Source organism: Zoogloea sp. (assembly GCF_041914405.1).
Taxonomy (GTDB): domain Bacteria; phylum Pseudomonadota; class Gammaproteobacteria; order Burkholderiales; family Rhodocyclaceae; genus Zoogloea.
The window spans coordinates 61,758-74,181 of the sequence record NZ_JAYSDK010000028.1; the positions used below are offsets into that span (position 1 = coordinate 61,758).

A 12,424-nucleotide genomic window follows, 5' to 3' on the forward strand; every position below is an offset into this window, starting at 1 on the left:
TCCGTACCGGCGAAAAATCGCGAACAAACGCCCCCCTCGCCCGGTCAGGGGCGATGCGGAAATGGATTGGATGGGTTCAGGCCGGCACCCCGAACGGGTACCGGTGGGATGCCGCCGGAGATACCGGCGGCGCTGCTGGCAAGCGCGCTGGCTTACTTCAGCTTGCAGCTGCCATTGGGCGCCGGCACCAGGGCCACGTCATAGCGCTTCTCGATGACCGGCCGGGGCTGGCCGTCCACCACCTTGACCTGGCCGATATAGCTCGGCAGCACCAGCTGGTTGTCCTCGGCGCGCATGCTGACCTTGCCGTACACACTGTCGTAGCTCAGCCCGCGCAGCGCGGCGGCCACCTCGGCGGGCTTGACGCTGCCGGCCTTGCGCACGCCCTCAAAAATGGCCTGGGCGCCGTTGTAGGCCTGGCCCTCGTTCTCGGTCGGCACGCGCTTGTACTTGGCCTTCCAGGCCGCCACGAAAGCCTGGTTGGCCGGCGTGTCGATCTCGGCGCCGTAGCCGATGTTGCCCCACACGCCCTTGGTGGCGTCGCCGGTAGCCTTGACCACGAAGTCCATGATCGCGGCGTGGCCGATGATGTGCTTGCTGGTCAGACCGAACTCCTTGGCCTGCTTGGTGAAGGCGATCAGGTCGCGACCAGCCAGCGCCACCCAAATGCCGTCCACGTTGGGAGCATCCTTGATCTGCGCGATATAGGGGGCGAAGTCCTTGGTGCCGAGGGGCGGAAACAGGCTGACCGGGACGCTCTTGCCGAGGGACTTGGCCTGCTTGGCGAAGAACTCCGCCGAGTCGCGGCCCCAGGCGTAGTCGGCGGCGATGACCGCGAAGTTCTTCTCCTTCACGCCCTTCATCCACTCGGTGAACATCGCCATGTCCATCGCGTCGGAGTGGTTGGTGCGGAACATGCGCGGCTTGCAGGCCTCGCCGGTGAGCCGGTCGCCCTTGCTGGCGACGACCACGTACAGGGCGTTCCAGCGCTCCAGGTTCTGGGAGATGGCCTGGGAGATGGACGTGGGGATGGCGCCGATCAGCAGGTTGTTGCCGTCCCGCGCCAGCTTCTCGGCCACGCGGCGGCCGGCTTCCGGCGTGCTTTCGTCGTCGGCAACCTGAACGGCGACCTGCCGCCCGTCCACGCCGCCCTTGCGGTTGGCCTCCTCCGCCGCGAACTGGATGCCGCGCAGCACCTCCTCGCCCTGCTGGGCGAACACGCCGGACACCGAGCTGACCGCGCCGATGCGCAGCGGCTCCTTGTCCACCGCGGCGTGGGCGCCGAGAGGCGCGAGCGCGCCGATGGCGAGGGCGATGCAGGTCTTGCCGAACAGGTTGGTGCTCTTCTTCATGGGTGTCTCCTCTGTTGTTGTGCTGGATGTAGTGCGAGGGATACGCGGCCGTTCAGGCAACCACGTGTTCCTTGAGTTCGTGCATTACGGCGGCGTTCACCGGCCCCTGGCCGATCACCGCGCCCTTGGCCATCGCGTAGTAGCGATGGGCCACCCGCTCCACCAGGCTGAGGTTCTGCTCGATGAGCAGCAGCGCGGTACCCAGGTCGGCCACCTGGTTGAAGATGGTCGCCAGCTGGTCGACGATCACCGGCGCAAGGCCCTCGGTCGGCTCGTCGAGGATCACCAGCGCCGGGTTGGACATCAGCGCCCGACCGATTGCCAGCATCTGCTGCTGGCCGCCGGACAGCGCCGTGCCCGGCGTATGGGCGCGCTCGCGGAGGATCGGGAACAGCTCGTAGATGCGCGGGACGGTCCAGTGCCCCTTACGCCCGGCGGCGGTGCCGAGGATCAGGTTCTCCTCGACGCTCAGGTTGGCGACGATGCCGCGCCCCTGGGGCACCACCGCCACGCCGAGGCCGGCCGCCACGTAGGGGCGCGGCTTCTTGAGGCCGCTGCCGCCGATGGCGATATTGCCGCCGCGCAGGCTGGCCACCCCGAGCAAGGTGTTGACGCAGGTGGTCTTGCCGACCCCGTTGCGGCCGATCAGCGCCACCCGCTCGCCGGCGGCGATCTCCAGGTTCATGTCGTGCAGGATGTGGGCGGCGCCGTAGAAGGCGTTCACCCGCTCGAATTTCAGCAGCGTGCTCATGCGGCGCTCCCCAGGTAGGCTTCCCGCACACGGGGATGGGCGCGCACCTCGGCCGGCGCACCGCTGGCGATGACGCGGCCGAGCTCCATCACCGTGACGGCGTTGGAAATGCCGAACACCACGTCCATGTCGTGTTCGACGAGGAGAATCGACACCTCGCGGCGCCCGGTGAGCACCTTGAGGTGGTGCGCCAGGTCTTCCGACTCCTGCGCCGACAAGCCGGCCATCGGCTCGTCGAGGAGCAGCAGCGAGGGCTGGCCGACCAGCGCCAGCGCCAGGTCGAGGCGGCGCTGCTCGCCGTAGCCGAGATCACTGGCGGTGACCTGGGCCATGTCGAGCAGGTCGAGCTGGCGCAGCACTTCGCGGGCGTCGGCCTCCGGCTTGTCGGCGCCGATCTTCCAAGACGCCAGTTCCACCTGCGCACCGACCTTCATGCCGTGGAAGATGCTGGTGCGCTGGAAGGAGCGCGACAGGCCGCGGCGGCGGCGCTCCAGCGCGCCGAGGGCGGTGACGTCCTCGCCGCGCAGGCGCACCCGGCCGCGGGTCGGCGGGCGCCGCCCGGTGATGGCGTCGATGATGGTGGACTTGCCGGCGCCGTTAGGGCCGATGAGGCCACGCACCTCGCCGGGCGGAATGCTGATGGACACGCCATCGACCGCTTTGACGCCACCGTAATGGACCGCCACGTCTTCGACTTCAAGGGAGAGTGCGCTCATGTCCGCTCCTTCAGTTTGTGGATGACAGCCGGCGTGGCCTGGGGTACGACGGCCTTGCGCCGGAACAGGCGGGCCAGCGCGCCGCTGATGCCCTGGGGCGCGAAGACGATGACGACGATCAGTGCCACGCCGAAGATGGCCAGCCAGTGCTGGGCGAAGTCGCCCACCAGGTCGCGGCTCATGAAGAACACGATGGCGCCGAGGGCCGGCCCCCACAGGTAGCGGTAGCCACCGATGATGACCATCATCAGCGCCGTGCCGGAGACGCTCCAGTGCATGCTCTCGGGGGACACGAAGGCGGTCTGGAAGGCCGACATCAGGCCGGCCAGCGCCGTCACGGTGCCCGACAGGGTGAAGATCAGCACACGCGGCAGCAGGGTCTGGATGCCGATGAAGCGGGCCCGCTCCTCATTGTCGCGGATCGCCTCGGTGGTGGCGCCGAAGCGGCTCGCCATCAACGCGGCGACGATGCCGATGCTCAGCACCAGGCCGCTCCACGCGAAGTAGAACATCGCGTCCTGACGGGTCAGCAGCGAGATGTCCAGGCCGAACAAGGTGTCGGGCCACGGGATGTTGATGCCGTCCGCCCCGCCGGTGAGGTTCCGCGAGCGGGACGCCACCTGGTAGAACATCTGCCCGAGGGCCAGGGTCAGCATGCCGAAGGCGATGCCCGGCACACGCACCACCACGAAGCCGATCAGGAAGGCGAACAGCGCGATCCCGAAGAAGGCCGTGACCAGGGCCATCTCGGCCGACATCAGCTGGCGCTGCAGCAGGATCGCCACGACGTAGCCGCCCAGCCCGTAGAAGGCCGCGTGGCCGAAGCTGACCATGCCGTTCTGGCGCAGCAGGATGCCGACGCCGAGGGCAAAGATCGCGAAGATGGTGGCCTGAGTGAGCAGGGACAGCACGGTCTCGGAGGTGACGGTGAGCGCCACGACGGCCCCCGCGGCCAAGGCCACCGCCACCCCGCCGGCGATACGCCCGTTGGTGAGTTCGCGGCTCATACGCGGTTCCCGGCAAAACCCGCCGGCCTCCACAGCAGCACAGCCATCATCAACACGTAGGGCAGCACCGTGGCGAACTCGGGCAGATAGACCGCGCCGACGGCCTGCACCTGGCCGAGCAGCAGCGCCGCAGCAAAAGCCCCGGACAGGCTGCCGAGGCCGCCCGTAACCACGACCACGAAGGAATCGATGATCACGTCGCTGCTCATCGACGGCGACAAGGACAGGAAAGGCGCCGCAATGATGCCGGCCAGCCCGGCCAGCGCGGTGCCGACGGCCACCACCAAGCCGCTGAGGCGATCCACGTTCACACCCTGCATGGAGGTGATGGTCGGCTCGGTGCTGGCTGCACGCACGAACAGGCCCATCTTCGAATAGCGCAGCCACAGGGTCAGCGCGCCGGCCACCATGAGGCCGAAGAAGATCACCGCGATGCGGTACGCCGGCACCGACATGCCGAAGAGGTCCACCGAGGCGCTCAGCAGCTCGGGCGCCGGCACCGACAGGTTGCTCTTGCCCCACACCGTCTGGACCAGATCCTCGAGGACCAGCAGCAGGCCGAAGGTGACCAGGATGACGGAGAGCGGATCGCGGTCCTGCAGCGGGCGGAAGGCGAAGCGGTCGAGGGCCAGGCCGAGCAGGCCCATCAGCAGCGGTACCGCCACCTGGGCGACCCAGAAGTTGGTATGGGACGCCACCGTGTAGCCCAGGTAGGCGCCGAGCATGTACAGGGAGCCGTGGGCGAAATTCACCACCCGGCGCAGCCCGTAGATGAGGGCAAGGCCCGAGGACATTACGACGAGTAACGCCCCATAGACCAGCCCGTTGAAGATGTTGATGCTTAACACGTGTCTCTCCTCCGTGGGATTGATGGTTTTCTGCTCCGGGTGGCAGACGCGATGGACGCAAGCGTCCCCGCCCCGTCCCGGCATGTTGCGGACGTGGTGTTCTCCTCCTTGGGTTGTGGGAACGGGCTCAGGGGCCGAGGGCGTTCTCGGGGGCGCCGAAAGCCAGCCAGCCGCCGTCGGCGTGCAGCGTGGCGCCGGTGACGTAGCTGGCCCGCGGCGAGGCAAGGAAAGCGATGACCTCGGCGATCTCCTCGGGGCGCGCCATCCGCCCCATCGGCGTACGGGCCTCGATCGCGGCCGCGTCGAAGGCGCCACGCCGCTCCAGATCGTCGATCAGCGCAGTGCGCACATAGCCAGGCGCCACCGCATTGACGCGGACCCCGCGGCGGGCCCATTCGCAGGCCATCGAGCGGGTCATCGCGGAGACGCCGGCCTTGGCCGCACCGTAGGCATTGCGCCCCGGAATGCCGGCGACAGCGGCGATGGAGGCGAGGTTGATGATCGCCCCGCCGCCCTGCTCCACCATCACCTTTGCTGCGGCCCGGCTGAACAGGAAGCTGCCGCGCAGGTTGATGCCGACGACCCGGTCGAAGCCTTCGACGCTCTGCTCCAGCGTCGGCGCAGTCTGGTCACCAACACCGGCGTTGTTCACCAGCACATCCACGCGGCCAAAGTGCCCGACGACGGCCTGCAGCACCGCCTCCACGTCGGCTTCGACTGAGACGTCCGCCCGGTAGCCCCGGTGCGCGTCGCCCAGCTCATCGACCCGTTGCCGCACGAGGTCCTCGCGCAGATCCACCAGCGCCACCCCGCAGCCTTCGGCGGCCAGGGCCTGCGCGGTGGCCCAGCCTATGCCGTCGGCCGCGCCGGTAACGATGGCCACCCGTTGCAGATCGGTCGCCATGGCTCAGCGCCCCCGCATCGTGGCGAGGTCGGCCCGCCGGATCAGGCGGGTTTCTTGGGCGACGATCAAGTCCGCCGACGCCGCCAGATAGGCCGGAAAATCCGGATGGGTGTCGCGCGCCCGGCTGCGGCGTTCGTAGTCCGCCAGGTCTGCATAGGCCCACAGGTGCACGAACTGGTTCTGCGGCCCGACCAGGCTGGTGTACGCGCCGACCGGGCTGCCCAGGGTTTCGAGGAGGATCGGCATCGCGAGCCGGTCGAAGACCTCCAGGAATTCGTTCATCTTCCGCAACCGGATGGTGTAGACGCGGTGGTCGATGAGCGGCAGCGCGGCGGGATCGAAATGCGGATTCATGCGGCCCTCCCGGCCTGGTCGGCGATGTGGTTGGCGGTGATGAAGCCGAAGGTCATGTTCGGCCCGTGGGTGATGCCGGCGCCCGGGTAGTTGCCGCCCATGATGCTGGCCCGGTCGTTGCCGACCGCGTACAGCCCGGCGATCGGCGCCCCGTCGCGGCGCAGCACTTCGCCGACCACGCTGGTCTTGATGCCGTCGAAGGTGCCCAGGTCGCCCATCACCACCTTGACCGCGAAGAACGGCCCCTGGCGGACTGGCGCCACGCAGGGATTGGGCTTGTTGTCCGGGTCGGCCAGATAGCGGTTGAAGGCGGTGCTGCCGCGCCCGAAGGCGGTGTCCTCGCCGCGTTCGGCGCCGACGTTGTAGTCGCGCACGGTGGCTTCAAGGCCGGCCGGGTCGATGCCGGCGTTGCGCGCTAGCTCGGCCAGCGTGTCGCCCTTGATCAGGTAGCCGTTCTTGATGAAACGGCCGATGGGCATCGGCGCCGGCTTGACGAAGCCAAGGCCGTACTTGCCAAGGGTCGGCTTGTCGCAGATCAGCCACATGGCGGTTTCCTGCTGGCCGGCGCAGGCGCGGATCAACGCCGCCCCGACGTCGTGGTAGGACTCGGCCTCGTTGGTGAAGCGCTTGCCATTGGCCAGCACGCCGATGATGCCCGGCTTGTAGCGGTCCAGCAGGTGCGGGAAGACGCCGTATTCGCCGTTGCCGTAGGGCACGCGAGAGACCGGCATCCACGCCGAGGTGTCCTTGAAGCGGATGTCCACCGCCGCCCCCGCCACCTCGGCCATGTTGACGCCGTCGCCGGTGTTGCCGCGGGGCGTCGGCGATAGGTGCTCACCGCCCCGCGCCAGGTGCGGATAGGCCTGGGCGATGCGCTTGACGTCATGCGGAAAGCCTCCGCAGGCCAGCACCACGCCATGCCGGGCGGTGATGCGCCGCTCGCCGCTGGCGCCGCCGATCAGCACGCCGACGGCCTGCCCCTTGTCCATCAGGATCTGCCGCGCCGGCGAGTCGGTGAGGATCGGAATACCCAGATCGAGGGCCGACTTGGTCAGCCGCGCGGCCAGCGCGTTGCCGCTGGTGACGTTGATGGCGCGGCGGTACAGGGCCAGCTCCTTCATGTGGTTGGCGAGGCGCTTCGCCACGTACACGAAGGACGTGAGGGACTTGGTGGCCTGGAAGAAATGCTTCAGATCGGCGTTCGATGAGTTGAACATCATCCCCATGAAGGTGATGGTCTTCAGCGGCAGCTTGAGGCGCGCCATGTCCTCGCCGAGGCCGCGGATGTCGAAGGGCGCGGCCAGGATGGAGCGGCCGATATCGACGCCGCCCTTCACCTTCGGGTGATAGTCCGGGTAGAGGGTCGGCACGAATTTCATCGCGGTCTCGCGCTCGAAGAACTCGACCATCTGCGGGCCGTTGGCGAGAAAGGCGTCGACGGCGGCTTCGTCGTAGTACTGGCCGGTCTCGGCCATCAGGTAGGTCTTGACCGCCTCGCGGGTGTCGCGGGGGTTCTGCTTGCGCCCGTGGGGCCCGAGGGGAATCCACAGCACGCCGCCGGACAGGGCCGTGGTGCCGCCGAAGACCGGTTCCTTCTCGATGACGATGACGTCGAGGCCGCGTTTGCGGGCGGTGATGGCGGTGGCCAGACCGGCGGCGCCGGAACCGACGACCAGCAGGTCGCAGTCGGGATGTGCATTCATGCGTCTCTCCTCAGGCGGTCTGGTTGTAGCCAGGACGCGGCACCATGTCCATCAGCATCGAGGACATGCCGCCATCCACCACCAGCTCGGCGCCGTTGATGTAGGCCGCCCGCGGGCTGGCCAGGTAGAGCACCGCGTCGGCGATGTCCCGCGGCTCGCCGATGCGCCGGCTGGCGGTGACCGCCGCGCGCTTCTTCTCGAAGCCGGGTTCCTCGTAGAAGCGTGCCGACAGCGGGGTGCGGATCATGCCGGGACACACCACGTTGCTGCGCACCCCCTTGTCGCCCCACTCCACCGCCATCTGGCGCGACAGCAGCAGCACACCGGCCTTGCTGGCGCTGTATGCGCCGCTGCGGGTCTGCGGAAAGTGCGCGGCGATGGACGCCACATGGACCACGCTGCCGCTGCCCTGCTCCGCCATCTGCGCCGCAAAGCTGCGGGCGCACAGCAGGTAGCCGGTGAGATTGACCGCCAGCACGCGGTTCCAGTCTTCCAGCGACACCACATCCAGCCCACCGGCAGAAAGCACGCCGGCGTTGTTGATGAGCACGTCGCACGGCCCGAGGGACTCGGCCACCGCCGCCGCCGCCATCGCCACCCCTTCGGCGCTGGAGGTGTCGCAGCCCAGGCCGACGGCTTCCGCGCCGGCTGCCACCAAGCCTTCGGCAACACCACGACAGCCGTCCGCATCCCGGTCGAGCAGCGCGACCTTCGCTCCGGCTTCAGCGAGGCTGCGAGCGATCGCCGCACCGATGCCGCTGGCGGCGCCCGTCACGACACAGACTTTTCGATCCAACCCGAGCCAGCTTGAATTGTGCACTTGCATCATTTCGTGCACTCCTGACCGGGCACTTCAGGGTGGGATACATCACCGAACAGAATGCATTCAGGCTCCACCCGAAGGCCACAATCGATTTCTAATTGTCTGATTAGTTTTGAATTTATCGGTGAAACGGGTTTTGATATCATCACTCCACCTTATGTATTGATAAGTATTTTTGGTGGATTGAGTATCGAGGCAAATGCCGCCCCGTTGATTCACATTTCCGGCAAAAAATAGGACAAATCGTGCACACCCCGACACGCCGCACCGCGATTCCCAACTACGCCCTGTACGGCGACCAGGCTCAGCCAGGCTGGTACGACTCCTACGATTTCGAGTGGATTCCGCAGCGCTCGCGGCCCTACAACTGGCAAATCCAGCCACACACTCACGACGGCTTCCTGCAGATCCTGTACATGCAGAAGGGGCACGGGGAGGTGCTGCTGAACAACACCAAGTGGCAGATGGTCGCGCCGTGTCTAGTAGTGGTGCCGGCGCGCACCGTGCACGGCTTCCACTACTCGGCTGATACCGACGGACCGGTGATCACTGCGGCCCAGAAACCGCTCGAATCGGTGGCCGGCATGCTGATGCCCGAGCTGGTCCAGACCATCCGCAGCCCGGCAGTGATTGCACATGCCGAGTCGAGCCGCTACGCCGACGGCTTGATGCCGCTCTTCCTCGCCGCGGAAAGGGAATTTCACACCCATGCCCAGGGCCACTCTGCCGCGGGGATGGCCCTGCTGACTGCCCTGTTGGTGCAGATATCGCGTTTGAGCAGCGTCCTCGAACCGGCGCCGGTGGCTGCCCAGTCGCGCAAGGCCGCTCAGGTGGAGCGCTTCCGGACGCTGGTGGACCAGAAGTTCCGCAGCCATCAACCGGTATCGGAATATGCCAATGAGATGGGCATGACGCCCGGCCAGCTGTCGCGGATCTGCCGCGAGTTGCTGGGCGTATCGGCGCTGGACGTGATCAATGCGCGGCTGATCCACGAAGCCCAGCGCGACCTGGTCTACACTCCTAATAGCGTCAAGCAGCTGGCGGCCTCGCTGGGATTCAACGACGAGGCCTATTTCGGCCGCTTCTTCCGCAAGCACACGCAGATGAGTCCGCGAGCCTTCCGTCAGCAGGTTCTGCAGCAGATGCGCCAGCAGGATGGCAGCGAGGTGGAGAGCGTGGCATGACCTGCGCTGCAGTCGACGGATCGAATGATGGGCGCCTCCTCAAACGCTCACCGGTCCGGCGCAGGTGGCCGCGGCCCGCCAGGGCCGCGGGAAGTCATCAGTTACCGGGAGGCACGCTGCCCTGTGCGCCGGCTCTCCTCGTGCTCAGCCCACAGGGCATTGAGGATGGCCAGCAACACCGCGAAGCCGATTCCCAGAATCCAGGCGAAATACCACATCTGTCTTTCTCCTCAATACGCCGAGTGGCTGTTTTCCCGCACATAGGCGGCGGTCACCTTGCCGCCCATGACCCGGTAGGCCCATGCGGTGTAGGTGATGATGATCGGCATGAATAGCAACGTGGCCACCAGCATGATGGTCAGGGTGAGCTGGCTGGACACGCTGTCCCACACCGTGAGGCTGGCGTTGGGATCGATCGACGACGGCAGGATGAACGGAAACAAGGCCGCGCCCGCTGTTCCGATGACACCTACGATGGCCAGCGCCGACGCCCAGAAGGCCGCCATCGTGCGCCCCGAACGCGCCAGCGCCTGGGCTACCGGCACGGCGACGAAAGCCACAGCCGGCAACGCCAAGGTCAGCGGGTAATGCCGGTAATTGGCGAACCACGCACCAGCCTCTCGGATGACGGTCTTGGCGAGGGGGTTCGGCTGGGCCGCGGTATCCAGCGCGGACTGGATCACGTAGCCAGGAATCCCCATCCATAGCCACACGCCGGCTGCTGCAAAAGCCAGCAGCATCAATCCGCCGAAGAAGCCGGCAGCCCTCAGCGCACGCCACTGGATCTCGCCCTGGGTACGATGGGCCAGGTAGATCGCGCCATGGAAGCTGATCATCGCCGACGACACCACGCCGCACAGCAGCGCAAACGGGCTCAGTAATTCCCAGAACGAGCCCGAATAGGTGGACACCAGCTGCGTATCGAAGCTGAACGGCACGCCGAGGAAGAGATTACCGAAGGCCACACCGAAGATCAGTGGCGGCACCGCGCCACCGACGAACAGCCCCCAGTCCCAGGTGCGCCGCCAGGTTGGGTTGTCAATCTTGCTGCGGTAATCGAAACCCACCGGCCGGAAGAACAGCGCCCACAGCACCGCCAGCATGGCCCAGTAGAAGCCCGAGAAGGCCGTCGCATAGACCAGTGGCCAGGCCGCGAAGATCGCCCCGCCGCCGGTGATGAACCACACTTGATTGCCGTCCCAGTGCGGGCCGACGGTGTTGATGATGACCCGCCGTTCCACATCGTCGCGGCCGACGAAGGGTAGCAGTGTGCCGACGCCCATGTCGTGGCCGTCCATGATCGCGAAGCCCACCAGCAGCACGCCGACGAGCAGCCACCAGATCAGTTTGAGAGTCGTGTAATCGAGCAACATGTGCATCTCCTTCAGGCATGGGCCTCGTTGGCGTAACGGCCTGTCCCCAGGCTGCCGGGGCCCTGCTTCGCGAAGCGGGTCATCAGGTACATCTCGACGACCAGAAGCACCGTGTAAAAGCCGACGAAGCCGGCGAGCGAGCCGTACAGGCTTTCCACGCTGAGCGTCGAAACGGACAGATGAGTTGGCAGCACGCCGTAGATCGTCCACGGCTGGCGCCCGTATTCGGCGACGAACCAGCCCACTTCGCAGGCCAGCCACGGCACCGGCAGGAAATACACGGCCCAGCGCAGCAGCCAGGGCTTGTCGGCAAAGCTTCCTTTCACCGAGTACCACAGGGCCAGGCTGAACAAGGCCAGCATGCCGAAGCCGAAAGCCACCATCAGGCGGAAGCTCCAGAACATCGGCGTCACGCGCGGCACCGTGTCGTTCATCGCGCGGTCGATCATTGCCGGCGTCGCCTGGCTCACGTCGGCCGTGTATTTCTTCAGCAGCAGCCCGAAGCCCAGATCGGCCTTGTGCCGCTCGAAGGCCTCGCGGGCGTGCACGTCATCCGGATTGCGGCGCAGGGCTTCGAGGGCTGTCACCGCGCCGATGCCGGCGACGATGCGCTCCCGGTTCTTGGCCTTGATCTCCTTTATGCCGGGAATCTCCTTGCTCAGGGAACGCGTGCCGATGATGCCCATCACCCACGGGATCTCGATGGCAAAGTCGTTCTTCATTTCCGCCTCGTTGGGGATGGCGATGAGGTTGAACGAGGCCGGCGCCGGCTCGGTCTCCCACATCGCCTCGATGGCGGCCAGCTTGGTCTGCTGGGCCTCGCCGACGGTGTAGCCCGACTCGTCGCCAAGCACGATCACCGAACACACCGACGCAAAGCCGAAGGCCGCCGCGATGCCGAAGCTGCGCTTGGCGAACTCCACGTCGCGCCCCTTCAGCAGGTACCAGGACGAGATCGACAGCACGAACATCGCCCCGGTTACGTAGCCGGCCGACACGGTATGCACGAACTTGGCCTGGGCGTCCGGGTTGAACAGCAGCGCCCAGAAGTCGGTCATCTCCATGCGCATCGTCACGTAGCTGAATTCCGCTCCCACCGGGTTCTGCATCCAGCCGTTGGCGATCAGGATCCACAGCGCCGACAGGTTGGTGCCCACCGCCATCAGGATGGTCACTAAGAGATGCTGCTTGCGCGACAGCCGGTCCCAGCCGAAGAAGAACAGGCCGATCATCGTCGATTCGAGGAAGAAGGCCATCAATCCTTCGATGGCCAATGGCGCGCCGAAGATGTCGCCGACGTAGTGGGAGTAATAGGCCCAGTTGGTACCGAACTGGAACTCCATCGTGATGCCGGTGGTGACGCCCAGCGCGAAGTTGATGCCGAACAGCTTGCCCCAGAAGCGGGTCAT

The 12,424-nt window shown here is 66.6% G+C and carries 13 protein-coding genes; 1 reads left to right on the forward strand and 12 read right to left on the reverse strand.

Annotated elements, in window-relative coordinates:
• Positions 1–152: 152 nt before the first annotated feature.
• The 9 genes from ACE3RX_RS16480 to ACE3RX_RS16520 all read right to left on the reverse strand — a co-directional run bounded on the left by ACE3RX_RS16480 (position 153) and on the right by ACE3RX_RS16520 (position 8,464).
• Positions 153–1,352 (reverse strand): ABC transporter substrate-binding protein, encoded by a 1,200-nt coding sequence (locus ACE3RX_RS16480; RefSeq protein ID WP_374486042.1) that lies wholly within the window; start codon positions 1,350–1,352, stop codon positions 153–155.
• Positions 1,353–1,404: 52 nt separating this feature from the next.
• The gene (locus ACE3RX_RS16485) at positions 1,405–2,103 is read right to left on the reverse strand and encodes an ABC transporter ATP-binding protein (RefSeq protein WP_374486044.1); all 699 of its coding nucleotides are present in this window, start codon (positions 2,101–2,103) and stop codon (positions 1,405–1,407) included.
• Complete coding sequence (locus tag ACE3RX_RS16490; protein WP_374486046.1) at positions 2,100–2,819, reverse strand: ABC transporter ATP-binding protein; 720 nt, start codon at positions 2,817–2,819, stop codon at positions 2,100–2,102. Before ACE3RX_RS16490 ends, ACE3RX_RS16485 begins: the two co-directional genes overlap by 4 nt.
• Positions 2,816–3,826 (reverse strand): branched-chain amino acid ABC transporter permease, encoded by a 1,011-nt coding sequence (locus ACE3RX_RS16495; RefSeq protein ID WP_374486048.1) that lies wholly within the window; start codon positions 3,824–3,826, stop codon positions 2,816–2,818. Before ACE3RX_RS16495 ends, ACE3RX_RS16490 begins: the two co-directional genes overlap by 4 nt.
• Positions 3,823–4,674: a branched-chain amino acid ABC transporter permease gene (locus ACE3RX_RS16500; protein WP_374486050.1), complete on the reverse strand. Its 852-nt coding sequence runs from the start codon at positions 4,672–4,674 to the stop codon at positions 3,823–3,825. Before ACE3RX_RS16500 ends, ACE3RX_RS16495 begins: the two co-directional genes overlap by 4 nt.
• A gap of 127 nt (positions 4,675–4,801) precedes the next feature.
• Entirely contained in the window at positions 4,802–5,578 is a 777-nt protein-coding gene (locus ACE3RX_RS16505; RefSeq protein ID WP_374486052.1) for an SDR family NAD(P)-dependent oxidoreductase, read from the reverse strand.
• 3 nt (positions 5,579–5,581) lie between these two features.
• Positions 5,582–5,932, reverse strand: coding sequence for an NIPSNAP family protein (locus ACE3RX_RS16510; protein WP_374486054.1), 351 nt, complete (start codon positions 5,930–5,932; stop codon positions 5,582–5,584).
• On the reverse strand, positions 5,929–7,635 hold the full coding sequence (locus ACE3RX_RS16515) for an FAD-dependent oxidoreductase (RefSeq protein WP_374486056.1): 1,707 nt from the start codon (positions 7,633–7,635) through the stop codon (positions 5,929–5,931). Before ACE3RX_RS16515 ends, ACE3RX_RS16510 begins: the two co-directional genes overlap by 4 nt.
• Before the next feature lie 10 nt (positions 7,636–7,645).
• Positions 7,646–8,464, reverse strand: a complete 819-nt coding sequence (locus tag ACE3RX_RS16520) for an SDR family NAD(P)-dependent oxidoreductase (protein WP_374486058.1) — start codon at positions 8,462–8,464, stop codon at positions 7,646–7,648.
• A 239-nt stretch (positions 8,465–8,703) separates the two neighbouring features.
• On the opposite strand from ACE3RX_RS16520, the gene ACE3RX_RS16525 reads away from it, so the two are divergent.
• Positions 8,704–9,642 (forward strand): helix-turn-helix domain-containing protein, encoded by a 939-nt coding sequence (locus ACE3RX_RS16525; protein ID WP_374486060.1) that lies wholly within the window; start codon positions 8,704–8,706, stop codon positions 9,640–9,642.
• A 101-nt stretch (positions 9,643–9,743) separates the two neighbouring features.
• On the opposite strand, the gene cydX is transcribed toward ACE3RX_RS16525, so the two are convergent.
• The 3 genes from cydX to ACE3RX_RS16540 all read right to left on the reverse strand — a co-directional run.
• Complete coding sequence (gene cydX, locus ACE3RX_RS16530) at positions 9,744–9,860, reverse strand: cytochrome bd-I oxidase subunit CydX (RefSeq protein WP_374486062.1); 117 nt, start codon at positions 9,858–9,860, stop codon at positions 9,744–9,746.
• Positions 9,861–9,872: 12 nt separating this feature from the next.
• Positions 9,873–11,015, reverse strand: a complete 1,143-nt coding sequence (gene cydB, locus ACE3RX_RS16535; protein WP_374486064.1) for a cytochrome d ubiquinol oxidase subunit II — start codon at positions 11,013–11,015, stop codon at positions 9,873–9,875.
• Between the two features lie 11 nt (positions 11,016–11,026).
• Positions 11,027–12,424: cytochrome ubiquinol oxidase subunit I (locus ACE3RX_RS16540; RefSeq protein WP_374486066.1), on the reverse strand; the 1,398-nt coding region annotated here is incomplete at its 5' end.

Coding starts and splice junctions, on each gene's coding strand:
- cydB (WP_374486064.1), bottom strand. CDS start 11,015: ATGTTGCTCGATTACACGACTCTCAAACTGATCTGGTGGCTGCTCGTC.
- ACE3RX_RS16485 (WP_374486044.1), bottom strand. CDS start 2,103: ATGAGCACGCTGCTGAAATTCGAGCGGGTGAACGCCTTCTACGGCGCC.
- ACE3RX_RS16490 (WP_374486046.1), bottom strand. CDS start 2,819: ATGAGCGCACTCTCCCTTGAAGTCGAAGACGTGGCGGTCCATTACGGT.
- cydX (WP_374486062.1), bottom strand. CDS start 9,860: ATGTGGTATTTCGCCTGGATTCTGGGAATCGGCTTCGCGGTGTTGCTG.
- ACE3RX_RS16495 (WP_374486048.1), bottom strand. CDS start 3,826: ATGAGCCGCGAACTCACCAACGGGCGTATCGCCGGCGGGGTGGCGGTG.
- ACE3RX_RS16515 (WP_374486056.1), bottom strand. CDS start 7,635: ATGAATGCACATCCCGACTGCGACCTGCTGGTCGTCGGTTCCGGCGCC.
- ACE3RX_RS16480 (WP_374486042.1), bottom strand. CDS start 1,352: ATGAAGAAGAGCACCAACCTGTTCGGCAAGACCTGCATCGCCCTCGCC.
- ACE3RX_RS16505 (WP_374486052.1), bottom strand. CDS start 5,578: ATGGCGACCGATCTGCAACGGGTGGCCATCGTTACCGGCGCGGCCGAC.
- ACE3RX_RS16510 (WP_374486054.1), bottom strand. CDS start 5,932: ATGAATCCGCATTTCGATCCCGCCGCGCTGCCGCTCATCGACCACCGC.
- ACE3RX_RS16520 (WP_374486058.1), bottom strand. CDS start 8,464: ATGATGCAAGTGCACAATTCAAGCTGGCTCGGGTTGGATCGAAAAGTC.